21 protein-coding genes are annotated in these 24,317 nt (G+C 60.1%); 6 read left to right on the forward strand and 15 right to left on the reverse strand.

The window, feature by feature from the left end; translation table 11 throughout:
* Positions 1-67 precede the first annotated feature (67 nt).
* The 3 genes from rpoD to rpsU all read right to left on the reverse strand — a co-directional run bounded on the left by rpoD (position 68) and on the right by rpsU (position 4,614).
* Complete coding sequence (rpoD, locus tag BFQ00_RS18180; RefSeq protein WP_065885494.1) at positions 68-1,918, reverse strand: RNA polymerase sigma factor RpoD; 1,851 nt, start codon at positions 1,916-1,918, stop codon at positions 68-70.
* Between the two features lie 67 nt (positions 1,919-1,985).
* A complete protein-coding gene (gene dnaG, locus BFQ00_RS18185) occupies positions 1,986-3,956 on the reverse strand; it encodes a DNA primase (protein WP_065934301.1) in 1,971 nt (656 codons plus the stop codon).
* A gap of 442 nt (positions 3,957-4,398) precedes the next feature.
* Entirely contained in the window at positions 4,399-4,614 is a 216-nt protein-coding gene (gene rpsU / locus BFQ00_RS28330; RefSeq protein WP_002551877.1) for a 30S ribosomal protein S21, read from the reverse strand.
* 202 nt (positions 4,615-4,816) lie between these two features.
* On the opposite strand from rpsU, the gene tsaD reads away from it, so the two are divergent.
* Complete coding sequence (gene tsaD, locus BFQ00_RS18195) at positions 4,817-5,842, forward strand: tRNA (adenosine(37)-N6)-threonylcarbamoyltransferase complex transferase subunit TsaD (RefSeq protein ID WP_065885497.1); 1,026 nt, start codon at positions 4,817-4,819, stop codon at positions 5,840-5,842.
* An 18-nt stretch (positions 5,843-5,860) separates the two neighbouring features.
* Here the strand turns inward: tsaD and plsY are convergent, their stop codons facing one another.
* Positions 5,861-6,430: a glycerol-3-phosphate 1-O-acyltransferase PlsY gene (gene plsY / locus BFQ00_RS18200; protein ID WP_057723660.1), complete on the reverse strand. Its 570-nt coding sequence runs from the start codon at positions 6,428-6,430 to the stop codon at positions 5,861-5,863.
* Positions 6,431-6,504: 74 nt separating this feature from the next.
* Between plsY and folB the strand changes: the two genes are divergently transcribed.
* Positions 6,505-6,858: a dihydroneopterin aldolase gene (gene folB, locus BFQ00_RS18205; protein WP_032883867.1), complete on the forward strand. Its 354-nt coding sequence runs from the start codon at positions 6,505-6,507 to the stop codon at positions 6,856-6,858.
* Positions 6,849-7,367 carry a 2-amino-4-hydroxy-6-hydroxymethyldihydropteridine diphosphokinase gene (folK, locus tag BFQ00_RS18210; RefSeq protein WP_065934302.1) on the forward strand — a complete coding sequence of 173 codons (519 nt, stop codon included), beginning with the start codon at positions 6,849-6,851 and terminating at the stop codon, positions 7,365-7,367. Before folB ends, folK begins: the two co-directional genes overlap by 10 nt.
* Positions 7,368-7,439: 72 nt before the next feature.
* Here the strand turns inward: folK and BFQ00_RS18215 are convergent, their stop codons facing one another.
* The 11 genes from BFQ00_RS18215 to BFQ00_RS18265 form a co-directional block, all read right to left on the reverse strand.
* Positions 7,440-8,672, reverse strand: a complete 1,233-nt coding sequence (locus BFQ00_RS18215) for a multifunctional CCA addition/repair protein (protein ID WP_065934303.1) — start codon at positions 8,670-8,672, stop codon at positions 7,440-7,442.
* Between the two features lie 63 nt (positions 8,673-8,735).
* Complete coding sequence (locus BFQ00_RS18220; protein WP_065885501.1) at positions 8,736-10,301, reverse strand: SpoVR family protein; 1,566 nt, start codon at positions 10,299-10,301, stop codon at positions 8,736-8,738.
* Entirely contained in the window at positions 10,298-11,569 is a 1,272-nt protein-coding gene (locus BFQ00_RS18225) for a YeaH/YhbH family protein (RefSeq protein WP_065885502.1), read from the reverse strand. The genes BFQ00_RS18220 and BFQ00_RS18225 overlap by 4 nt, the downstream gene beginning before the upstream one ends.
* Positions 11,570-11,666: 97 nt before the next feature.
* Positions 11,667-13,589 carry a PrkA family serine protein kinase gene (locus tag BFQ00_RS18230; RefSeq protein ID WP_065885503.1) on the reverse strand — a complete coding sequence of 641 codons (1,923 nt, stop codon included), beginning with the start codon at positions 13,587-13,589 and terminating at the stop codon, positions 11,667-11,669.
* A 285-nt stretch (positions 13,590-13,874) separates the two neighbouring features.
* Positions 13,875-14,204: a thiosulfate sulfurtransferase GlpE gene (gene glpE / locus BFQ00_RS18235; protein WP_065885504.1), complete on the reverse strand. Its 330-nt coding sequence runs from the start codon at positions 14,202-14,204 to the stop codon at positions 13,875-13,877.
* Between the two features lie 9 nt (positions 14,205-14,213).
* A complete protein-coding gene (locus BFQ00_RS18240; protein ID WP_065934304.1) occupies positions 14,214-15,065 on the reverse strand; it encodes a symmetrical bis(5'-nucleosyl)-tetraphosphatase in 852 nt (283 codons plus the stop codon).
* Entirely contained in the window at positions 15,065-15,445 is a 381-nt protein-coding gene (gene apaG, locus BFQ00_RS18245) for a Co2+/Mg2+ efflux protein ApaG (protein ID WP_065885506.1), read from the reverse strand. Before apaG ends, BFQ00_RS18240 begins: the two co-directional genes overlap by 1 nt.
* A 201-nt stretch (positions 15,446-15,646) precedes the next feature.
* Positions 15,647-16,465: a 16S rRNA (adenine(1518)-N(6)/adenine(1519)-N(6))-dimethyltransferase RsmA gene (rsmA, locus tag BFQ00_RS18250; RefSeq protein WP_065885507.1), complete on the reverse strand. Its 819-nt coding sequence runs from the start codon at positions 16,463-16,465 to the stop codon at positions 15,647-15,649.
* On the reverse strand, positions 16,462-17,451 hold the full coding sequence (pdxA, locus tag BFQ00_RS18255) for a 4-hydroxythreonine-4-phosphate dehydrogenase PdxA (protein WP_065934305.1): 990 nt from the start codon (positions 17,449-17,451) through the stop codon (positions 16,462-16,464). Before pdxA ends, rsmA begins: the two co-directional genes overlap by 4 nt.
* Positions 17,448-18,782 (reverse strand): peptidylprolyl isomerase, encoded by a 1,335-nt coding sequence (locus BFQ00_RS18260; RefSeq protein ID WP_082632017.1) that lies wholly within the window; start codon positions 18,780-18,782, stop codon positions 17,448-17,450. The genes pdxA and BFQ00_RS18260 overlap by 4 nt, the downstream gene beginning before the upstream one ends.
* Positions 18,763-21,537: an LPS-assembly protein LptD gene (locus BFQ00_RS18265; RefSeq protein ID WP_065934306.1), complete on the reverse strand. Its 2,775-nt coding sequence runs from the start codon at positions 21,535-21,537 to the stop codon at positions 18,763-18,765. The genes BFQ00_RS18260 and BFQ00_RS18265 overlap by 20 nt, the downstream gene beginning before the upstream one ends.
* Before the next feature lie 130 nt (positions 21,538-21,667).
* Between BFQ00_RS18265 and BFQ00_RS18270 the strand changes: the two genes are divergently transcribed.
* The 3 genes from BFQ00_RS18270 to BFQ00_RS18280 are packed head-to-tail and all read left to right on the forward strand — an operon-like array spanning position 21,668 to position 24,133.
* Positions 21,668-22,693, forward strand: coding sequence for an aminoglycoside phosphotransferase family protein (locus tag BFQ00_RS18270; RefSeq protein WP_065934307.1), 1,026 nt, complete (start codon positions 21,668-21,670; stop codon positions 22,691-22,693).
* A complete protein-coding gene (murU, locus tag BFQ00_RS18275; protein ID WP_065934308.1) occupies positions 22,690-23,364 on the forward strand; it encodes an N-acetylmuramate alpha-1-phosphate uridylyltransferase MurU in 675 nt (224 codons plus the stop codon). Before BFQ00_RS18270 ends, murU begins: the two co-directional genes overlap by 4 nt.
* Before the next feature lies 1 nt (position 23,365).
* Positions 23,366-24,133: a TerB family tellurite resistance protein gene (locus tag BFQ00_RS18280; protein WP_065934309.1), complete on the forward strand. Its 768-nt coding sequence runs from the start codon at positions 23,366-23,368 to the stop codon at positions 24,131-24,133.
* Positions 24,134-24,317 lie beyond the last annotated feature (184 nt).

The following is a 24,317-nucleotide window of genomic DNA, read 5'->3' on the forward strand; positions in this document are numbered from 1 at the left end:
GGGAGTAAATGTGTAGAAAGAAATGGCTGGAAAGCAAAACCCCCGGCCTGGGCCGGGGGTTCTGGTATCACTCGTCGAGGAAGGAGCGCAGATGCTCGCTTCGCGTCGGGTGGCGCAACTTGCGCAGCGCCTTGGCTTCGATCTGACGGATCCGCTCACGGGTCACGTCAAACTGCTTACCGACTTCCTCAAGGGTGTGGTCGGTATTCATGTCGATGCCGAAACGCATGCGCAGTACCTTGGCTTCACGGGCAGTGAGGCCGGAGAGTACGTCGCGAGTCGCTTCCTTGAGGCTCTCAACAGTGGCGACATCGATAGGCGACTGCATGGTCGAGTCTTCGATGAAGTCACCCAGATGGGAGTCTTCGTCATCACCAATCGGCGTCTCCATGGAGATCGGCTCTTTAGCGATCTTCAATACCTTGCGGATTTTATCCTCAGGCATTTCCATGCGTTCGCCCAGCTCTTCCGGGGTCGGTTCGCGACCCATTTCCTGCAACATCTGCCGGGAAATACGGTTGAGCTTGTTGATGGTCTCGATCATGTGCACCGGAATACGGATGGTGCGGGCCTGGTCGGCGATCGAGCGAGTGATCGCCTGACGGATCCACCAGGTGGCATAAGTCGAGAACTTGTAGCCGCGACGGTATTCGAACTTGTCCACAGCCTTCATCAGGCCGATGTTGCCTTCCTGGATCAGGTCGAGGAATTGCAGGCCGCGGTTGGTGTACTTCTTGGCGATGGAGATCACCAGACGCAAGTTGGCTTCAACCATCTCTTTCTTCGCGCGGCGGGCCTTGGCCTCACCGATCGACATGCGACGGTTGATGTCCTTGATCTCGGCGATCGTCAGGCCTGTTTCGGCCTCCAGTGCGCTCAGTTTCTGCTGGCAACGGATGATGTCCGGCTGCAGGCGACCAATGGCTTCGGCGTATTTCGACTTGCCTTTGGCCAGGGCGTCACTCCAGGTTTCGTCAACTTCGTTGCCCGGGAACTGGCGCAGGAAGTCGGTACGCGGCATGCGCGCATCACGGACACAGAGCTGCATGATGGCACGCTCCTGTGCACGCAGACGCTCAAGGGCGCTACGAACCCGTTCAACCAGGCCTTCGAATTGCTTGGGCACCAGCTTGATCGGCATGAACAGCTCAGCCAGGGCCAACAGCTCGGCAATAGCCTGCTTGTTGCCACGACCATGCTTTTTCAGCGCCTTGCGGGTGATTTCCATTTGATCGGAAACCGCACCGAAACGCTGGGCAGCGACGACCGGGTCCGGACCGCTTTCGACTTCTTCTTCGTCGTCGGTGCTGGCTTCAGCCTCGTCTTCGTCGGTATCGTCGTCCGCTTTCGGCGCTTTTGGATCAACCGGCGGCGGTACTTCGGCGGCAGGTGGCGCAATGCCGTCGTCCGGGTCGATATAACCGCTCAGGACGTCGGACAGGCGGCCACCTTCGGTGGTGACGCGAGTGTACTCGGAGAGAATGTGGTCAACCGTGCCAGGGAAGTGCGCAATTGCGCCCATCACTTCACGGATGCCCTCTTCGATACGCTTGGCGATTTCGATTTCGCCTTCACGTGTCAGCAACTCGACGGTACCCATTTCGCGCATATACATGCGCACAGGGTCAGTCGTGCGACCGATGTCGGTCTCCACCGCGGCCAACGCGGCAGCGGCTTCTTCAGCGGCTGCCTCGTCGGTATCGGCGTCGGCCAACATAAGGGCGTCCGCATCCGGAGCACTCTCGTGTACGGGGATCCCCATGTCATTAATCATGCGGATGATGTCTTCCACCTGCTCAGGATCTGAAATATCCTCAGGCAGGTGGTCGTTGACCTCTGCGTAAGTCAGATACTTCTGCTCACGACCAAGGGTGATCAACTCTTTGATACGAGACTGCTGTTGCGCTTTTCCGGACATAACACCCTATCCACTGAAGGTCTTGGCGGGCAAAAAACAAGCCGAGGATTATACCCGAGCTATGACCTCACACGCCAGCTGAGGTCGGGTTTGATGTGCAAACGTTCTGTTTTAAAAGGTCGCGCATCTGTTTTGCTATCTGAATTTGCTCTTCAGCCGACAATCCCGGCTGTCTTGCTCTCTTAATGAGCTCATCGAGGGTCTGTGTGTGCTGACCCGCGGATAACCTATTAATGGTGTCTAAAAACTGTTGTTCAAGGTTATCGCCGTCAATTAGCCACTCCTTTTCCGCAAGTGCCTTCAACAAACGGCCCTGTTCCGTGCCATGCCAGCGAGCCATCAGCTGGATTGAGTTTAGCTTAGGATTTTTCTGCACGGCCTCGATCAAGGCGATAAGCACCTGAGCGTAGGTGTTGCTCGCGTTGGCGAAATGGTCGGCGCTTTCAACCTTGCCCGCCAATTGCGGGTGATGGATGAGCGTGCGCAAGGCAATCAGCGTCGGCGCTTCCACGGCAACCGGAGTGCGCGGGGCATGGGCCTCATCGCGGTCGCCGCGTTTGCCATTCTTGCTCCAGGGCTTCTTGTCCCATTTTTTGCCGCCGGCGCCGGGCTTTTTCGGCGTCCACTCCTGCTGGGGCGCATACGCATCCTGCGATTGGTGGAAGTCGGAATAGTCCGGCATGGCGTCGTAATCCATGCCGGGGTCGTAGGCCGGTGGTGCATCTTGCGGTGCGTTATGCACCAGCTGGCTGACGGCTTCGCCGCTCAAGCCGGTGATTTCCAGCAAGCGCATGCGCATCAGTGATTTCAGGTTGGCGCCCGGGACTTTATCGATCAACGGCGCTGCGAGGGTGGCCATATGGGCCTTGCCTTCAAGCGAGCGCGGGTCGGCCTCTTCGGTCAGTTGCTGGAAGAAATAGTCCGCCAGCGGCTGTGCGTGTTGATTGATGCGGGCACGGAACGCGTCGGTGCCTTCGGAGCGCACCAGGGTGTCCGGGTCTTCGCCTTCGGGCAGGAACAGAAAGCGTGCGCGGCGTCCATCCTGCAGGCTCGACAGCGTGGCCTCGAGCGCGCGCCAGGCGGCGTTGCGGCCGGCCTGGTCGCCGTCGAAGCAGAACAGCACGCTGGGCACCACGCGAAACAGGCGTTTCATGTGTTCTTCGCTGGTGGCGGTACCGAGCGTCGCCACTGCATTGCGCAGGCCTTGTTGGGCCAGGGCGATCACGTCCATATAGCCTTCAACCACGATGATTTCGTCGAGGTTGCGGTTGTTCTTGCGTGCCTCAAACAGTCCGTAGAGTTCCTGGCCCTTATGGAAAACCGGGGTTTCCGGAGAGTTCAGGTACTTGGGCTTGTCGTCCCCCAGCACGCGGCCACCGAACGCGATGATGCGGCCGCGGCTGTCGCGGATGGGAAACATCACGCGGTCACGGAAGCGGTCATAGCGCTTGCCGGTCTCGGCATTTTCCACCAGCAGGCCGGCATCAATCATGGCTTTTTGCTGGAGCGTATCGCTGCTCAGGTGCTTGTACAGATTGTCCCAGCCGGGCGGTGCAAAACCGAGGCCGAAGTCCCGGGCGATTTCACCGGTGAGGCCGCGGCCCTTGAGGTAATCGACGGCGGCCTTGCGCTGCGGATGGCTTTTAAGTGCCTGTCGATAGAAGTCGGCAGCGGCGGTCAGCAGTGGATACAGCGGCGAGTCAGTGGGCTGTCGCGGCTTGTGCGCGCGGCCACTTTCTTCGCGGGGGATCTCCATGCCGGCGGCTTTTGCCAGGTCCTCGACGGCCTGGGGGAAATCCAGGTTGTCGTGGTCCATCAGGAAGCCGAGGGCGTTGCCGCCTGCACCGCAACCGAAGCAGTAATAGAACTGCTTGTCCGGGCTTACGCTGAACGACGGGGTTTTTTCTTTATGGAACGGGCAGCAGGCGGTGTAGTTCTTGCCGGCTTTTTTCAGTTGCACGCGTGAGCTGACGACATCGACGATGTCGGTGCGGTTCAGAAGGTCGTCAATAAAGCTCTGGGGAATCAGCCCGGCCATGGCGTTCTCGTCATCACTGCGTGTAAATGAGGGCCCGTGAAATGTTCAAGCGCACGTTGGGTGCCTGATCATTATCGTCTGCATGGGATGTCAGAGAGTGTATCTGCCGAACATTCGCTGACGTTAGTTTCTATCAGTGTTCGACGAATAAAAGTTGCCCGTGAGTCCGGTCTTGACCTGTGGGCGGTCTCGGAAGCTCAGCTATGGGCACAGTCGACACAGTATGATCGCCTGCTTGAAGAATTAGGTGTGCTCGTCAGTAGCCTTGTTAGGCTCGTCAGAAGAGACGTGCACCGCTGGCAAAAGAGCCAGTCCTGACGTTTGAAGCGGTGTCTCGGTCGCGTGTGCGGCGTCGACGATGAAGCATCAAGCGATATCCGCAAATGCCAACAGCCCGGCTGAGGGCCGGGCTTGGCAGAAGCTTGCTACGAACGTCTGTGTATTAGTACAGACGAACGGCGCGGCGCTGCTCGCGCTGAACTTTCTTGGCGTGACGCTTAACAGCGGCTGCTGCTTTACGCTTACGCTCAGAAGTTGGCTTCTCGTAAAATTCGCGGCTACGAACTTCAGCCAGAACACCGGCTTTTTCGCAGGAGCGCTTGAAACGACGCAGAGCTACGTCGAAGGGTTCGTTCTCTTTTACTTTGACGGCTGGCATCCAGAGCTACCTTCTTTCATTACCGGGATCAACGTTCTCGTCGCAAAAAATTCGCGGCTGAGGTCGTCGGTTTTTAAGGGTTGCGGATGTTAACCCCTCATTGGCAGGAATGCAAAGCCTCTGATCGAAAACCGCTAGTCGGGAGGGGGAGTGGCGACTATTATGCGCGCCTTCGAATTCAGCCTCTACAAGGCGCAAACCCATGCTAGTACTGGGACTTGAAACCTCCTGCGACGAAACCGGTGTCGCACTTTACGACAGTGAACGCGGGCTCCTGGCCGATGCACTCTTCAGTCAGATCGACCTGCATCGCGCCTATGGCGGCGTGGTGCCGGAGCTTGCCAGCCGTGATCACGTCAAACGTATGCTGCCGTTGATCCGCCAGGTGTTGGATGAAGCCGGCTGCGTGCCGACCGAGATCGATGCCATTGCCTACACCGCAGGCCCCGGATTGGTCGGAGCCCTGCTGGTTGGGGCTTCCTGTGCCCAGGCGCTGGCATTTGCCTGGGGCATTCCGGCCCTCGGTGTGCACCACATGGAAGGTCATTTACTGGCCCCGATGCTGGAAAAAACACCGCCGGCGTTCCCGTTCGTCGCTTTGTTGGTTTCGGGGGGCCATACGCAGCTGGTTCAGGTCGACGGCATCGGTCAATACACGTTGTTGGGCGAGTCGCTGGACGACGCCGCCGGCGAAGCATTCGACAAGACCGCGAAGATGATGGGGCTCAATTATCCCGGCGGTCCGGAAATCGCCCGGCTCGCCGAAAAAGGCGTGGCCGGTCGTTACACATTCCCACGGCCGATGTGTGATCGCCCTGGTTTGATGTTCAGCTTCAGCGGCCTGAAAACCTCGGCGTTGAATACCTGGCAGCAGAGCGTCAGCGCCGGGGACGACGGCGAGCAAGCCCGTTGCGACATCGCGCTGGCGTTCCAGCAGGCCGTGGTAGAGACTTTAACCATCAAGTGCAAGCGTGCCCTGAAGCAGGCCGGCATGAAGCGGCTGGTGATTGCCGGCGGCGTCAGCGCCAACAAGGCCTTGCGCAGCTCGCTGGAGAAGATGCTCGGGGAGATGAAGGGCGATGTGTTTTACGCGCGCCCTGAGTTTTGCACCGACAATGGCGCGATGATCGCCTACGCCGGCTGCCAGCGCCTGCAGGCCGGGCAGCATGAAAGCCTGGCGATCAGCGTGCAGGCGCGTTGGCCGATGGAGCAGTTGTCGCCGTTGTAGGGGGTAACGTGGACCCTGTTAAAAATGCCGTTCGCGCCCGGCAAACAGGTCGCGTAGATTGCCGCGGTGGCGCCAGACGATCAGCAGTGTCAGTACGCTCATCGGCAGCAGCGCCGCCGGTTCCTGCCAGGCCAGCAAGGGCAGGGTGAGCGGTGTGGCGATCAGTGCCGCCAGTGAGCTGGTACGGGTCAGGTAGAACGTCAGCAGCCAGGCAAGCACCGCCAGTAAGGCTGCCGGAGGGTAGATGCCCAGCAGCATGCCGGCCGCCGTGGCGACACCTTTGCCGCCGCGAAAGCGGAAGTACAGGGGGAACAGGTGGCCGAGGACGGCGCAGATGCCCACCCAGGCCTGCTGTTGCAGGGTAAGGCCCGCGAGGCTGGCGATCAGTACGGGCAGCAGGCCCTTGCAGAGGTCGCCCAGCAGCGTCAATACGGCAAGTTTCTTGCCGGCCAGGCGCAACATATTGGTGGCGCCGGCATTGCCTGAGCCACTCATTCGCGGATCGGGATTTCCCGTCAGGCGGCTGAGCAAAATGGCAAAGGACAGCGAGCCGAGCAGGTAGGCGAGAATCGCCAGTGACCAAAACATGCTAACTATTCCGGGCGAGGACGCCCTGATTCTAACGGGGCATCGCGCCCTTGTCGTGCTGCGGAGAAGAGTGCTTGGACAGAGTGTTTATCGAAGGCCTGGAAGTCGACACCGTGATCGGCGCCTACGACTGGGAGCGCGGCATCCGTCAATGCCTGCGCCTGGACCTGAGCTTTGCCTGGGACAACCGTCCGGCCGCCGCCGGTGATGACCTGACCCTGGCCCTGGATTACGCCAGCGTGTCCGCGCGTATCCAGGCCTTTGCCGAACAGTCCCAATACCAACTGGTGGAAACCTTCGCCGAGCGCCTTGCCCAAGTGCTGATGAGTGAATTCCAGATTCCCTGGCTTCACCTCAAATTGACCAAGCCGGGTGCCGTCCCGGCCGCCAAGGGCGTGGGCGTGGAGATCGAGCGCGGATGTCGCTGACTCAGGTTTACCTTGGCCTTGGCAGTAATATCGAGCGCGAGCTCAATTTGCGTGCGGGCCTTGATGCGCTGGCGAGCTTTTTGACGGACATGCGCTGTTCGGCGGTGTTCGAAAGCCAGCCGGTGGGTATCAAGAGCGGGCCGTTCTTCAATCTGGTGGTGTCGGGCTGCACCGACCTGCCGTTGATGGAGCTGGACCGCCGGTTGAAATCCATCGAGGCCGACAATGGTCGTTACGCGCCCGATCGCAAAGGCTTGCCGTTGGACATCGACGTGCTGCTGTATGGCGATCTGGTGGGTAATTTCGACGGTTTGATCCTGCCACGCGCAGAAATCCTGAAAAACGCTTTTGTGCTGTGGCCGCTGTCGATGATGGCGCCGGATCGTGTTCACCCGGAGGCGGGCAAGACCATGGCCGAGCTGTGGCGAGATGCGCAGATTGACCAGGTGCTCGCGCCTGTCGGGTTTGAATGGCAGGGCCGGCAACTTACGGCAGACGTGCTTCTGTAGGAGCCGAGCTTGCTCGCGAAGAACGTGAACGATAACGCGGCGCTCTCAGGTTTTTCGCGAGCAAGCTCGCTCCTACAGGGGCTTGTGTTGTTCCTTGTAGGCTTTGAGTGCGTTAAGCCGTTCGCGCTTGAGCGCTTCGCCCAGCGCGGGGCCTTTGAAGCCTTTTTCCAGCAACGGTGCTACCTGCACCTCGCGCGCAACCTTCGCCGCGCCACGCAAATAATCGGCCTGTGGATAAGTTCGCTGTTCAAAGCCCTTGCGACCCCGCGCATCCATCTCGCAGGCGAGCACAAACTCCTCAAAGCGTTGCGGGCGACGGTAGACGTCAAAACTCTGCAGCAACTCCAGTAGTGTCGAGGCCTTCAGGTCCAGGGCTCGATGGCCGTGGGTGTGATATTGGCCCACCAGCAGCGCCAGCTCCTGGCAATCCCTTGGCACTTTGAAGCGTTCATTGACGGCCTTTATCAGCTTCAAGCCCCGATGTTCGTGGGCAATATGCTGCGGCAACTTATCCACAGGCGTCAGGCCCTTGCCCACGTCGTGCAGCAGGCAGGCCCAGCGTACGGTCAGCGGTTGCTTGTGCAAGGCCGCCTGCTCCAACACGCTCAATGTGTGCAGGCCCGTGTCGATCTCGGGATGATGGGCTGCGGGTTGCGGCACGCCGAACAGCGCATCCACCTCCGGCATCAAGGTTTTCAGCGCATTGCAGTCGCGCAGCACCTGGATAAACACCTGAGGCTGATCTTCCATCAGTGCCCGGGAAATTTCTTTCCAACTGCGCTCCGGGGTCAGCGCCTCCAGTTCGCCGGATTCGCTGAGCTGACGCATCAGCGCAAGCGTTGGCGCGGCCACGGTGAATCCGAGGTGCGCATAACGCGCGGCGAAGCGCGCAACGCGCAGCACTCGCAAGGGATCTTCGGCGAAAGCGGGCGATACGTGACGTAAAATACGCGCGTCCAGATCGCGTTGGCCGTGGTAAGGGTCGGTCAGATTGCCCTCATCGTCTTCAGCCATGGCATTGATGGTCAGGTCGCGACGAATCAGGTCTTCTTCCAGCGTGACTTCGGGGCTGGCGTGAAACACGAAGCCGCCGTAACCCCGGCCACTTTTACGTTCGGTGCGGGCCAGGGCGTATTCATCGCCGTTTTTTGGGTCCAGGAACACGGGGAAGTCAGCACCGACCGGCTTGAAGCCTTTGGCCAGCATCTCTTCGGTGGTGGCGCCGACGACGACGCGGTCGATGTCGGTGACCTTGATGCCCAGCAGGCGATCACGCACCGCACCGCCGACTTTGTAGATTTTCATGAAAAAGCCTCCATTAGCGGCACAGGATACCGCCTGTGCCTGGCCAATGGAGGCTTTGCCGTTTCAGAGATGCACGACGGCCAGGTCCAGGCGGCCGTAGTCGTTATCGTTGTGATCGCTGCGCGGTGGGACATGGTGGGTTTTCATCACCTGGTCGCCCTGCAGGGTTTCCAGGTGGATGTCGAAGCCCCATAGCCGGTGCAAGTGCTTGAGCACTTCTTCGGTGGATTCGCCCAGGGGTTTGCGGTCGTGCTGCTGGTGACGCAAGGTCAGCGAGCGATCCCCGCGCACATCGATGCTGTAGATCTGCACGTTGGGCTCGCGGTTGCCCAGGTTGTATTGCGCCGCCAGGGTCTCGCGGATAGTCCGATAGCCCGGCTCGTCATGGATAGCCGGCACCACCAGGTCCTCCTTGAGGTCGTCGTCCATGATGCTGAACAACTTCAGATCGCGAATCACCTGCGGGGACAGGTACTGCAGGATGAAACTCTCGTCCTTGAAGCTGCTCATGGCGAACTTGATGGTGGACAGCCAGTCGCTGCCGGCGATTTCCGGGAACCAGCGGCGATCCTCTTCGGTTGGGTGCTCGCACATGCGACGGATGTCGCGGTACATCGCAAAGCCCAGTGCGTAGGGGTTGATGCCGTTGTAATAGGGGCTATCGAACCCGGGCTGGAACACCACGCTGGTGTGGGACGTGAGGAACTCCATCATGAAACCGTCGGTGACCAGGCCTTCGTCGTACAGGTCGTTCATCAGGGTGTAATGCCAGAACGTCGCCCAGCCCTCGTTCATCACCTGAGTCTGGCGCTGCGGATAAAAGTATTGGGCGATCTTGCGCACGATGCGCACGATTTCCCGCTGCCAAGGTTCCAGCAACGGGGCGTGCTTTTCCAGGAAATACAGGATGTTTTCCTGAGGTTCGGCGGGGAAGCGTGCATTGTCCTTGTCACTGTTTTTGCCGGCACGCTTTGGAATGGTGCGCCACAGATCGTTGATCTGCTTTTGCAGGTGTTCCTCACGCTCCTGCTGGCGCAGGCGCTCTTCTTCTGCCGAAATCGGATAGGGGCGTTTGTAACGGTCGACGCCATAGTTCATCAGGGCGTGGCAGGAGTCGAGCAGGTCCTCTACCGCGTCGATGCCGTGGCGCTCCTCGCATTGCATGATGTACTGCTTGGCGAACACCAGGTAATCGATGATCGAACTGGCATCGGTCCAGGTGCGGAACAGGTAGTTGCCCTTGAAAAAGCTGTTATGCCCGTAGCATGCGTGGGCCACCACCAGCGCCTGCATGCAGATGGTGTTTTCTTCCATCAGGTAGGCGATGCATGGGTCGGAGTTGATCACGATCTCGTAGGCCAGCCCCATCTGGCCGCGGGTGTAGGACTTTTCGGTGCTGAGGAAGTGTTTGCCATAGGACCAATGGTGATAACCCAGCGGCATGCCGACGGAGGCGTAGGCATCCATCATCTGTTCGGCGGTGATCACTTCGATCTGGTTGGGGTAGGTGTCCAGCGCATAACCTGCCGCGATGCGGCTGATTTCCCGGTCATAGGCCTGGATCAGTTCAAAGGTCCACTCGGACCCGGTGGAGATAGGTTGGCGCTTATGCTCTTTTTTGGCGGTCATGTCACTAACCTGCGCTGGAAGAGTTCACGGAAGACCGGGTAGATATCGCCGGCCGAGACCAGTTGCTGCTGGGCGAACGTGTCGGCAAAGGCTTCGCCGATGCGCTCGTATTCGAACCACAGCGCCTGGTGCTCACGGGGGGTAATTTCGACGTAGGTGTAGTACTGCACGAAAGGCATGATCTGGTTGATCAGGATATCCCGGCAGATCGGCGAATCGTCGTTCCAGTTGTCACCGTCGGACGCCTGGGCCGCATAGATGTTCCACTCATTGGCCGGGTAGCGTTCGGCCATGATTTCCTGCATCAGTTTCAGTGCGCTGGAGACGATGGTGCCGCCGGTTTCGCGCGAGTAGAAGAATTCCTCTTCGTCGACTTCCCGGGCGCTGGTGTGATGGCGGATAAACACCACGTCGATCTTGTCGTAGTTCCGTTTCAAGAACAGGTACAGCAGGATAAAGAAACGCTTGGCGATGTCCTTGGTGGCCTGGGTCATGGAGCCGGACACGTCCATCAGGCAGAACATCACGGCCTTGGAGCTGGGGTTGGGTTGCTTGACCAGCAGGTTGTATTTCAAATCGAAGGTGTCAAGAAACGGCACACGGTGAATACGCGCGCTGAGTTTCTCGATTTCGATTTCTATTTCCTGGATATCGCCGAAGTTATCCGGTTCTTCGCGCTTCAAACGCGCCAATTCTTCCTTGGCGTGCTTGAGCTTTGCACGGCTGCTGCCTGACAGGGCGATCCTACGGGCGTGAGCTGAGCGCAGGGTGCGGATGATGTTGATACGGGACGGGTTGCCCTCGTTGCTGATACCGGCGCGTACGGTTTTGAAGGTGTCGGTGCCGGTCAGGTTGCGTTTGACCAGGTTGGGCAGCTCCAGGTCCTCGAACATGAATTCGAGAAACTCCTCCTGGGTGATCTGGAACACGAATTCGTCCATGCCCTCGCCGGAGTTGCCGGCCTTGCCCGCGCCCTTGCCTCCACCGCCTCCTTGAGGACGTGCAATGTGTTCACCCGTGGTGAACTCCTTGTTGCCGGGATGCACAACGGTCTGCTTGCCGCCCCGGCCGTGGTGCAGCACGGGTTCGTCGATGTCGCGTCCCGGAATGCTGATTTGTTCGCCATGCTCCATGTCGGTGATGGAGCGGCGGCTGACGGCCTCTTCAACCGCCTTTTTGATGTGGTCACGGTAACGCCGCAGGAAACGCTGGCGGTTTACCGTGCTCTTGTTCTTGCCATTGAGGCGTCGGTCGATCACATAGCTCATGGGCCCCTCCGGGGAGCTTCAAGTTGTAAGCCGCAAGCGACAAGTAAAAGCGGATCGGCTTTTACTTGCAGCTTGTAGCTAAAAGCTTGCAGCTACTTCATTGCGATTTCCGGACCCGTAGGTACCATTCCGAAAGAAGGCGTACCTGTTTGTCGGTGTAGCCACGCTCGACCATTCGTGTGACGAAGTCGTTGTGTTTTTGCTGGTCCTCCTTGCTCGCCTTGGCGTTGAAGCTGATAACCGGCAGCAGATCCTCGGTGTTGGAGAACATTTTCTTCTCGATCACCACCCGCAGTTTCTCGTAGCTGAGCCAGGTTGGGTTCTTGCCGTTGTTGTTGGCGCGGGCGCGCAGCACGAAGTTGACGATTTCGTTGCGGAAATCCTTCGGATTGCTGATGCCGGCGGGTTTCTCGATCTTCTCCAGCTCTTCGTTGAGCGCTACGCGGTTGAGGATTTCGCCGGTTTCGGGATCACGGTATTCCTGGTCCTGAATCCAGAAGTCGGCGTACAGCACGTAGCGGTCGAAGATGTTCTGGCCGTACTCGCTGTAGGACTCCAGGTAGGCGGTCTGGATTTCCTTGCCGATGAACTCGATATAGCGCGGCGCCAGGTATTCCTTGAGGAAACGCAGATAGCGCTCGCGGGTTTCGGCCTGGAATTGTTCCTGTTCGATCTGCTGCTCCAGCACGTAGAGCAGGTGCACCGGGTTGGCGGCGATCTCGTGGGGGTCGAAGTTGAAGACCTTGGAGAGGATCTTGAAGGCGAAGCGTGTCGACAGGCCGTTCATGCCTTCATCGACGCCCGCCGTGTCACGGTATTCCTGGATCGATTTGGCCTTGGGATCGGTGTCCTTGAGGTTTTCACCGTCGTACACGCGCATTTTCGAGTAGATATTCGAGTTCTCCGGCTCCTTGAGGCGCGACAGCACGGTGAACTGGGCGAGCATCTTCAAGGTGTCGGGGGCGCAATGGGCCTTGGCCAGTGAGCTGTTGAACAGCAGTTTGTCGTAGATCTTGATTTCATCGCTGACTCGCAGGCAGTACGGCACCTTGACGATGTAGATACGGTCGATGAAGGCTTCGTTGTTCTTGTTGTTGCGGAAGGTGTGCCATTCCGATTCGTTGGAGTGCGCCAGCAGAATCCCGGTGAACGGAATCGCGCCCAGGCCTTCGGTACTGTTGTAGTTACCTTCCTGGGTGGCCGTGAGCAGTGGGTGCAGCACCTTGATCGGCGCCTTGAACATCTCCACGAACTCCATCAGGCCCTGGTTGGCCCGGCACAGCGCGCCCGAGTAGCTGTACGCGTCGGCGTCGTTCTGCGGGAATTCTTCGAGTTTGCGGATATCGACCTTGCCCACCAGCGCCGAGATGTCCTGGTTGTTCTCGTCGCCCGGCTCGGTCTTGGCGACGCCGATCTGGTTGAGGATCGATGGGTAGAGCTTGACCACCCGGAACTGGCTGATATCGCCGCCGAACTCGGACAGGCGCTTGGTGGCCCAGGGCGACATGATGGTATTGAGGTAGCGCCGTGGGATGCCGAAGTCTTCTTCGAGGATCGCACCGTCTTCGGTGGCGTTGAACAGCCCCAAAGGCGACTCGAACACCGGTGAGCCCTTGATGGCGTAGAAGGGCACCTTCTCGATCAGCTGTTTGAGTTTTTCCGCCAGGGACGACTTGCCGCCGCCAACGGGACCGAGCAGGTAGAGGATCTGTTTCTTCTCTTCCAGGCCCTGGGCCGCATGGCGGAAGTAGGAGACGATCTGGTCGATGCATTCCTCCATGCCGTGGAAGTCTTCAAAGGCCGGGTAACGCCGGATCACCTTGTTGGAGAATATTCGCGACAGGCGCGAATTGTTCGAGGTGTCTACCAGCTGCGGCTCGCCAATCGCCAGCAGCAGGCGTTCGGCGGCAGACGCATAGGTGCTGCGGTCCCGTTTGCACAGCTCAAGATACTCTTGAAGCGTGAGTTCTTCCTGCTGTGTGGACTCGAAACGTTGTTGGAAGTGGCTAAAGATACTCATGACGTCGTCACCTCGCTCGATACGTGGAGCCGACGCCGGATCAATCAGTCGATGCTGGCAGCCATTGGCGTTCCCCAATGGCTGTTTTCCCCCCAGAACACCCTGAAACGCTACCGATGACCCGCGCGCCGGTGTACCGGCTCTCCCCTGATTTGGATGGCCTGCACTTAAGGATAGTTGGTAATCGGGGAGTTCAAGGTGCGATACGTAATTAGTTTGGCTGCGCCGTTCGTCAGAAACGGCGCAAGCCCAAGCGTCACGCGGGGTAGCGGGGTGTGAAAAAAATTATTGCGAATCGCCTGAAGAAATTTCCGCAGGATAGGTCGCACGCCACAGCTCAAAGCCGCCATCGAGGCTATAAACGTCGGAGAAGCCCTGGCTGACCAGATAGGCTGCGGCGCTTTGGCTGGAGTTACCGTGATAACACGCCACGATCACCGGCGCGTCGAGGTCGGCGGCGCGGATGAAGTCGGCGATGTTGACGTTGTCCAGATGCCGGGCGCCGGCAATGTGGGCTGCAGCGTAAGTTGGCTGGTCACGGATATCGACGACCACGGCGCCTTGCTCGCGCAGGGCCTGGGCTTGTTCGGGAGGGATACGTTTGAATTCGCTCATGGCGGGCTCCTAGGGCTTGGCGGCGGCCGTCTGTAGGGTGGGTGCAGGGGATTCACACTGGCAACTGATACGCTCGCCGGTGTCGATGTTCATCAGGGTCATGGCGCCGCCCCACACGCAGCCGGTGTCGAGGGCGAACACGCCGGGTTCTTCGCAGTTGCCTTCAAGAGCGGCCCAGTGGCCGAAGATGATCTTCGTGTCCCGGGTCTTGCGTTCCTTGTGGGCGAACCAGGGCTGGTAGCCGGGCAGGGCGGTGTCGGCGCCTTCCTTGCTCTTGAGGTCCAGCTTGCCCTGCGCCGTGCAGAAACGCATGCGCGTGAAATAGTTGGTGATCACTCTCAGGCGGGCGACGCCGGTGAGCTCGTTGTCCCACTTCACTGGCTCGTTGCCATACATGCCGTCGAGGTAGACGGTGTACAGGTTGTCATCGGCCAGGGCGCTTTCGACTTCGGCGGCGCACTTGAGGGCTTTCTTCAAGGTCCATTGCGGTGGGATGCCGGCGTGGACCAGGGCGATGTTACGGGCCTCGTCGTAGTGCATGAGCTTTTGTCGACGGAGCCATTCCAGTAACTCGGCGCGGTCCGGTGCTTCGAGGATCTCGCGCAGGGTGTCGCCTTTTTTCAGGCGCTCGATGTTCTGGCCGGCCGCGAGCAGGTGCAGGTCATGGTTGCCCAGCACGCAGACCAGCGAATCGCGCAGGTTATAGAGGTAGCGCAGGGTTTCCAGCGACTGCGGGCCACGGTTGACCAAGTCGCCGACCAGCCACAGGCGATCATTCACGGGGTCGAAGGCGACCTGTTCAAGCAGGCACTTGAGGGGCTCCAGGCACCCTTGCAGGTCACCGACCGCGTACGTCGCCATCAGTGCAGGGCTCCGGGCACCGCGAGGCGGAACGGCTTGATGGTTGCGTCGAACAAGTGGCCGTCGGTGGCTTTCATCTGATACGAGCCCTGCATGGTGCCGACCCTGGAGGTCATCACCGTGCCGCTGCTGTAGGTGTGGCTGGCGCCGATGTCGATCAACGGTTGCTGGCCGACAACGCCCGCGCCGCGTACTTCTTCAACCTGACCGTCGCCGTCGGTGATCACCCAATGGCGTGACAGCAACTTGGCCGGCACCAGCCCGTTGTTTTTCACCGTGATGGTGTAGGCAAAGGCAAAGCGGTTGAGTTCGGGTTGCGATTGGTCCGCCAGGAAGCGGGTGACGACGCTGACGTCGATCTGGTAGCGAGGATCGGACATGCAAGAGGCCTTAAAAGCAAAAGCGGAGGACAGCAGATGCGGATCAGTCTAGGCCAAGAGGTGGGCACTAGGCCAGACATGCAGTCGGGTATGACAGGGTTCAAGTGTGGGAGGGGGATTGCCCCCGATAGCGGTGGTTCAGTTAAACCTTCCTGCACTGACACAACCTCATCGGGGGCAAGCCCCCTCCCACATTTGTCCTTACACCTGCTCTGCTGCTGGCGCAGGCTGGATAGCCAACTGGTCGGCCAGGCGCACGAATGCGGCCAGGTCCAGTTGCTCGGGACGCAGGCTGCCATCGACGCCGGCAGCTTCGATCTCGGCATTGCTCAACAGCGCCTTGAGCGTGTTGCGCAGGGTCTTGCGCCGTTGGTTGAACGCTTCGCGTACGACGCGCTCGAGCAGTTTGTGGTCCTTGGCCGGGTGCGGCAGGACGGCATGGGGCACCAGGCGCACGATGGCCGAGTCGACCTTCGGCGGCGGGTTGAACGCGCCCGGGCCGACGTTGAACAGGTGTTCGACGCGGCAGTGGTACTGGACCATGATCGACAGCCGGCCCCAATCACCGCCACCTGGGCCTGCGGCCAGGCGCTCCACCACTTCTTTTTGCAGCATGAAGTGCATGTCGCGGATGATCCCGGCGTTGTTCAACAGGTGGAAAATCAGCGGGGTGGAGATGTTGTACGGCAGGTTGCCGACAACGCGCAGGCTGTTGGGCGCGGCGTTGAGGGTGTTGAAGTCGAACTTCAGCGCATCGCCCTGATGCAGGTTGAAGTTGGGCTTGCCGGCAAATTGCTGGTTGAGGATCGGGATCAGGTCCTTGTCCAGCTCCACCACATCCAGTTGACCGCCACTGGCCAGCAGGCCTTGGGTCAGTGCGCCCTGGCCCGGGCCGATTTCCAGCAGGCGGTCTTCTGGCTTGGCATGGATGGAGCGCAGGATGCGGTCGATCACGCCAGCGTCGTGCAGGAAGTTTTGCCCGAAGCGCTTGCGCGCCCGGTGTTGGTAATGCTCGGTCATATACGGGTCTCGGCCATCTGATAGGCGGTTTCCAGGGCCACGTGCAGGCTGCCGGTATCGATCTTGCCGCTGCCCGCCAGGTCCAGGGCAGTGCCATGGTCGACGGAGGTGCGGATGATCGGCAGGCCCAGTGTCACGTTGACTGCGGCGCCGAAGCCTTTGTATTTCAGCACGGGCAGCCCCTGGTCATGGTACATCGCCAGCACTGCGTCGCAGTGCTCCAGATATTTGGGGGTAAACAGAGTGTCTGCGGGCAATGGGCCGCGCAGGTCCATGCCTTCCTGGCGCAGACGCTCTAATGTCGGTTCAATGATGTCGATTTCTTCATGGCCCAAATGGCCGCCTTCACCGGCGTGGGGGTTGAGCCCGCAGACCAGGATGCGCGGTTGGGCAATGCCGAATTTGTGTTGCAGGTCGGCGTGCAGGATGCGCGTGACGCGTTCTATGCGCTCGGCGGTGATGGCGTCGGCGATATCGCGCAGCGGCAGATGGGTGGTGACCAGCGCGACGCGAAGGCCACGGGTGGCCAGCATCATCACGACTTGTTCAGTCTGGGTGAGTTCGGCCAGGAATTCGGTATGACCTGAGAAGGCGATACCGGATTCGTTGATCACGCCTTTATGAACGGGCGCGGTGATCATGCCGGCGAAGTCGCCGTCGATGCAGCCTTGGCCGGCGCGGGTCAGGGTTTCCAACACAAAGGCCGCATTGGCCTTGTCCAGTTGCCCGGCGACGACCTTGGCATGCAGCGGGGTGTCCCACACATACAGGCTGCCCGCCGGCGCCGGCTGGTCGGGCCAGTTGCCCGGTGCAACGCTCAGCAGGTTGACAGCCACACCCAGCTGCGCGGCCCGCTCAAGGAGCAGGTCGCGGCTGGTAATGGCAATCAGGGGGTGTGGCTGGGGGTGCGAGGCGAGCAGCAGGCACAGGTCTGGACCAATGCCGGCCGGCTCGCCGGGTGTTACCGCGAAACGCTGGGGTTTCACTGCGCTGCCTGGTCGGTGCCTGTTTGCTCGGCGGCCGGCAGCTTGTTTTCTACGTAGGCTTCGTCACGGATCTGACGCAGCCAGGTTTGCAGCTCTTCGTCGTACTTGCGGTTGCGCAGTACGGTCAGGGCTTGCTGCTCGCGGGCCTGGTTGGTGTTGTCGGTGGCGCGACGGCCAAGGACTTCCAGTACATGCCAGCCGTATTGGGTCTTGAACGGCTTGGACAGCACGCCTTGCGGCGTATCGGCCATTACCTGCTGGAACTCCGGCACCAGGGCTTTCGGGTCGATCCAGTTCAGGTCGCCGCCGTTGAGGGCCGAGCCTGGGTCTTCCGAGAAACTCTTGGCCAGGGTGGCGAAGTCTTCACCGCTTTCGATGCGGTCATAGATCTTCTGCGCCAGCTCCTTGGTTTGTGCTTCGGTGCGGATTTCGCTGGGTTTGACCAGGATGTGACGAACGTGTACTTCGTCTTTCAGCGAGGTCTCGCCGCCGCGCTTGCCGAGCAGCTTGAGGATGATAAAGCCGCCTGGAGTACGTGCCGGCTGGGTAATGTCACCCACGTTCATGGCACTGAGCTCACGGTCGAACGGCGGCGGCAGTTGAGCGGCTTTACGCCAGCCCATGTCACCACCGTCGAGCGCGTTGTCGCTGCCGGACTGGGCAATCGCCATTTGAGCGAAATCAGCACCCGCCTTGAGGCGGTCGTAGATCGCCTGGGTTTTGGCTGCGGCGGCATTGAGCTGCTCGGCGTTGGCGCTGTCTGGCGTCGGAATCAGGATATTGGCCAGGTGCAGTTCTTCGGAGAGTTGCATCTTGCCCAGGTCCGAGGCCAGGAAGTTCTTCACTTCCTGCTCCGACACCTGCACCCGCTCCGCTACGCGACGTTGACGTACACGGCTGATGATCATTTCACGCTTGATCTGGTCACGCGCGTCCTCATAGGACAGGCCATCGTGCGCCAGGGCTGCGCGGAACTGATCGATGCTCATGTTGTTGCGTTGAGCGATGGTGCCGACGGCCTGGTTCAGCTCTTCGTCCGAAATACGGATGCCGGAGCGCTCGCCGATCTGCAGTTGCAGGTTTTCGACGATCAGGCGTTCCAGCACCTGGGGCTCCAGGACGCTGGTCGGCGGCACACCACCGCCACGCTTGGCGATGGTCTGCTGAACTTCCTTGACCCGCTGGTCCAGCTGGCTCTGCATGATCACGTCGTTATCGACGATGGCTGCGACTTTATCCAGCTGTTGCACCGCGGCATGCGCCGAGGCGGCACCCAGGAACAGCGCGCCCAGCACTAGCGGGCGCAAACACTCAGAAAGCTTTGTCTTCACGTTCACGATAACCTTCAATGCCTTTGTCGAGGAAGCTCTCTACCTTGGCGCCGGTCAGGCCGCCGAGTCCTTTGAGGACGATCTGGAAGAAGAGCCCGTGGTCACCCTTTTCGTTAAGCGGGGCGATCTGGCTGTATTCGTCGTTGGAAACCCAGTAACGGTTGATGACGCGCAGTTTCCAGCAGCAGTTGTCGTACTCGAAACCACCAAAGGCTTCCAGGGTACGGTTACGTGCATAGTCATACTGCCAGCGGGTGATCAGGTTCCACTGTGGAATGATCGGCCACATCATCGAGAAGTCGTGTTGCTGGATTTTGTAGTAATCCTTCACGTAGTTCGGATCGCCCGGCTTGCCGTAGTCACCACCGAATTGCCATTTGTTGGCCAGCTGGTTATAGACGATCTGGTCGTTGCGATAGCGATAACCGAGGTTGATCACCTTGTTCGGGTCGTTTTCCGGCTGGTAGTGGAACATCGCGCTGCCGGACCGTGGGGAGTGGCTCTCGGGGTCCCAGTTGTAGTCGGCTGTGGCGCGCCAGTCGCGGTTGAAGTGGAATTCGTATTCCAGCGCGATAGGCGATACGTCGGTACGCGCGTCATCGCGATCGGCGGCCAATACGCCTGGCAGTTGAACCTCTCGGTCCTTGAAGTACACGGCCTGACCTACCGAAACGCGTTGGCGCTCAAAACCGTTATCTTCGATCCAGCGGCTGGTTACGCCCAGGGACAGTTTGTTCTCGTCACCAATCCGGTCGGTGCCGCTGAAGCGGTTGTCGCGGAACAATGAGGAGTAGCTGAACGAGTATTCACTGGTATCGAAAACCGGAATATCGCTCTGGTCCTTGTTCGGTACGTAGAGGTAGTAGGCCCGCGGTTCGAGGGTCTGGTTGAAGTCCTTGCCGAACAAATTGGTTCTGCGGTCGAAGTACAGGCCGCTGTCTACACTGGCGATCGGTATCGCGCGGTCCTGGGAGCTCTTGAACGTATCGCCTGCAGCCAGCGTGTTTTTACCGATCGTATCAAGGTCAAGATCGTACTTGGTGTAGACGTACTTGAGCTTCGGCGTAATAAAACCGTAAGTCCAATTCATCGGGTATTCGACGGCTGGCGCGACGTTCAGGCGAGTACCGTTGGCCCGGGTAAGACCCAGTACGTTGCTATCCAGGCGAGGTGAAACCAAGCCGTTTTCGTCGGTGAACGTACCGCTCTGCAAGTCACGATCAAAACGTACGGCTTCGGTTTCATAACTGAAGTTCAAGCCGCCCGGATGAAACGGCAGTTGGCCGTCCAGCGTGAGCTGCGGCAAGCGGTCATACGGCGTGATTTGAGAGATTGTGGACAACTGGTACGCCTGGACATTCAAGCGAGCCTGATAAGAATCGCCCCGGTACGTCAGGGAACCCTGCTGGTTCAGGAAGTCCCGGTTCTGTACACCTTCCTCAAACGACTTCAGATCCTGGAAGTAATAAGGATCGCTGATCTTGGTGTAGTCCACCTGGGACGTCAGGCGCGAATCCAACCCACCCCTGTGCTGCCAGTTGAGCATGTAGCGGGTTTTTTCGTAATCGGTCTGGTTCTTGCGCTCGTCGTTGTCGTCGTTCAGGTACGCCCCGCCGAACTGGCCTTCGCTGGACTTGGTGAGGTAGCGGAATTCGCCTTCCATCAACAAGCCGCGCTTGGTCATGTATTGCGGGTACAACGTGGCGTCGTAGTTCGGTGCCAGGTTGAAGTAGTACGGCGTCACGAGGGTAAAGCCGGTTTCACTGCCGGTGCTGAAGCTCGGCGGCAGGAAGCCGGACTGACGGCGATCGTCAATCGGGAAATAGATGTAAGGGGTGTACAGGATCGGGATGTTCTTGACCCGCAACGTCGCGTTGGTGGCCGTACCGAAACCGGTGGCCGGGTTCAACGTGATGTTGTTGCCCTTGAGCTGCCAGGCGTTGCTGTCCGGCTCGCAGGTGGTGTACGTACCGTCCTTGAGACGGATGATCGCGTTCTCGGCACGCTTGGCGTACAGCGCGTTACCGCGGATACGCGACTTGTGCATCACGTACTCGGCGTTGTCGATCTGGGCCGCGCCGGTGTCGAGCTGGACCTGGGCACGGTCGCCCACGATCAGCGCGCCGTTGTCGCGCAGGCGCACGTTGCCGTTCAGCTCGCCACGGTTCTCGGCCTGGTACAGGCTGGCTTCGTCGGACTCCAGCTGCATGCTGCCCTGGCGCATGACGACGTCACCGGCCAGTGTGGCGACCTGCTGTTCCTGCTCGTAACGAGAAGCCTTGGCACCGATGAAGGTCGGCGCATCGCTCTTGTTCGTCTTGTCATTCATGCCAGGACGCGTCGGCTCGATGTAGGCACCGCCGCAGTAAGGGCCGGTTTCGGCCAACTGTGCTGCGGTCAGCTTCTCGCGAGGCACCCAGTCCAGGTGGCTGTAGTCTTTGCTGCGCGAACGCAGCCCACGGCCCTTGGCTTCGGTGACCAGCATGGTCTTGGGCTCGGCGTCGACGCTGCCGCCAGCCTCGCCCTGCGGCGTGCTGTTGGCCGAGCTGACGGCAGAACCGTCATGCACCGGGCGCGGTGGCAATGGGGCGGCGGCCGTTTTCGGCGCGCAATCCCAGGCACCCGAAGCAGAGACTGAGCAGTCATACTGTTCCGCGGCGACCACGAATGAGGTGGCGAAAGGTTGCAAGGCCAGCAGACTGCCGGTTACCAGCAACGGAAATTTTCTACGAAACGCGGGGGATTTCAATGCCATCTTATTAGTCCGGGCTTCCTGCGTGCCATCTGCCCGCGGTTTGGGCCGCACGCCTCTCGATGGTCTGAAAAAGATGCGTGATAATAAAGCATGCCCCGCTTGACGGCTAGCGCCGTCGGAGACCCTTGTAATGCCCGAGCACGATCTACGTTTACAACAGCTGGAAGTCTGGCTGGATGAGCAGTTGCCGATTCTCTTCAACGCTCAGGACTGGGGCCCCGTACCCCCGGCCACATTGACCGCGGCCAGCAGCGACGCGAGTTTCAGGCGTTACTTCCGGTGGGAGGGTGGGGCGCATACATTCGTCGTAATGGACGCGCCACCGCCCCAGGAAAACTGCAAACCTTTCGTCGATATCGCGTATTTGCTCGCGAAATCGGGAATTAATGTGCCAAAAATTTATGCAGAAGATTTGCCCCGTGGCTTTCTTTTGCTCAATGACCTGGGCCGAAAAACCTATCTGGACGTGATTGACGAGCAAAATGCCGATCAATTGTTCGCCGACGCCATCGATGCGCTGCTGGCGTTCCAGCAGTTGCCGATGGACGCGCCGCTGCCCAGCTATGACGTCGCCCTGCTGCGTCGCGAGCTTGAGTTGTTCCCTGAATGGTACGTACGCCGGCACCTGGGTATCGAGCTTGATACCCGCCAGCAGGCCCTCTGGCAGCGCGTCAGTGACCGCTTGATCGACAGCGCCCTGGCCCAGCCCACCGTGCTGGTGCACCGCGACTATATGCCGCGCAACCTGATGATCAGCGAGCCTAACCCTGGGGTGCTGGATTTCCAGGATGCGGTCTATGGCCCGGTGACCTATGACATTACCTGCCTGTTCAAGGACGCCTTCCTCAGTTGGCCCCAGGCCCGCGTGCGCGGGTGGCAGCGCGGCTATTGGGAGCGCGCCGGGCAACTGGGCATCCCTGTGCAGGAGGATTTTGAAGACTTCCTGCGTGCCAGCGACCTGATGGGCGTGCAGCGTCACCTCAAGGTCATCGGCATCTTCGCGCGGATCTGCCACCGCGATGGCAAGCCACGCTATCTGGCGGACGTGCCGCGCTTCTTTGCTTATATAGAAGCGGTGCTGGCCGACCGACCGGAGTTGAGTGACCTGGGTGAGCTGCTCAGCAGCCTGCACCAACCGGCCGAGGCTTGCGTATGAAAGCGATGATCCTGGCGGCCGGCAAGGGCGAGCGCATGCGCCCGCTGACGCTGCATACGCCCAAACCGCTGGTGCAGGCAGGCGGCAAACGGCTGATCGAGTATCACCTTGAAGCGCTGGCCAGGGCCGGCTTCACCGAGATCGTGATCAACCATGCCTGGCTCGGTCAGCAGATCGAAAGCTACCTGGGTGACGGTGCCCAGTTCGGCGTGCGTATCCGTTATTCAGCCGAAGGCGAGCCGCTGGAAACCGGCGGCGGGATTTTCCAGGCGCTGCCGTTGCTGGGTGACGAGCCGTTCCTGGTGGTCAACGGCGATATCTGGACCGATTACGACTTCAGCCAATTGAAGCGACCGCTCCAGGGCCTGGCCCATCTGGTGATGGTCGACAACCCGGCGCATCATCCGTCCGGCGGGGATTTCTACCTGGACGACGGCGTGCTTCATGATGCGGCGCCCGGTGCCGATAACCTGACCTTCAGTGGCATTTCCGTGCTCGACCCTCAATTGTTCGCGGGTTGCAGTGCGGGTGCCTTCAAGCTGGCGCCGTTGCTGCGCGCGGCGATGGCCAACGGTCGGGTGACGGGTGAACACATGAAGGGACGCTGGGTGGATGTCGGAACGCTTGAACGTCTGGCGCAGGTCGAAACCTTGCTGACAGCGGGACGATAGGATGCTGTGGCCAGGGACGCTGATCGGCGCCGGGGCTGGCTTTGCGATTGCCAGCATTCCGGGGGCTCTGTTGGGTGCATTGCTGGGGCAGGCGCTGGACCGGCGCCTGCAATTGCACAGCTGGGCGCAGTTGCGCGAACGCATGGGCGGACGACCCGCATTGCGCAACGACGAATTGTTGTTCGTGCTGCTGGGGCGCCTGGCCAAAAGCAACGGCCGCATTGTGGACGGACATATCCAGCAGGCGCGCCAGGAAATGCGCGCACTGGACATGACCGAGCCGGCCCAGCGCCGAGCCATCATGGCGTTTAATCGTGGCAAGTCCGGCACTGATCGTGTGCGCAGTTATCTGCGCGTGCTCAAGGCGCAACCCCATGCCGCCGAGGGCGTTCTACGTGCGTGCTGGCGGATGGCCTGGGCGGATGGCCGGGCGGATGATGCCGAGCGTGACCTGATCGAACGGTGGGGCAAATGGCTGGGCTGGACGCCGCAACAAATCCGCGCGTTGGCCTCCGATTACGCGCCGGCGCGCAAGCCGTTGGTGAACCGTGTCGGGGCTTATCAGGAGGCGCTGCGGATTCTGGGGGTGACGGCGACCGCTGAGCCGTCGGTGATCAAGCGCGCCTATCGCCGCCTGCTCAGCCGCCACCACCCGGACAAGATCGCCGGCAGTGGCGCCAGCCCCGCGCAAGTGCGTGAGGCGACCGAGCGTACCCGTGAGTTGCATAACGCTTATGCGTTGATTCGCGAGCGGCGGGACTTTCGCTGACATCGCCGATCAAATGTGGGAGGGGGCTTGCTCCCGATAGCGGTGTATCAGTCACCCAATGTATTGGCTGACACACTGTCATCGGGGCATGAGTATCTACACAACTTTTAGGTACCCTGCGGGACCCTGTGGGAGGGGGCTTGCCCCCGATGGCGGCCTCTGGGCCGACCAGGATGTTGGATCA

The sequence above is a fragment of the Pseudomonas sp. 28 E 9 genome, assembly GCF_900004785.1.
Classification (GTDB): domain Bacteria; phylum Pseudomonadota; class Gammaproteobacteria; order Pseudomonadales; family Pseudomonadaceae; genus Aquipseudomonas; species Aquipseudomonas orientalis_A.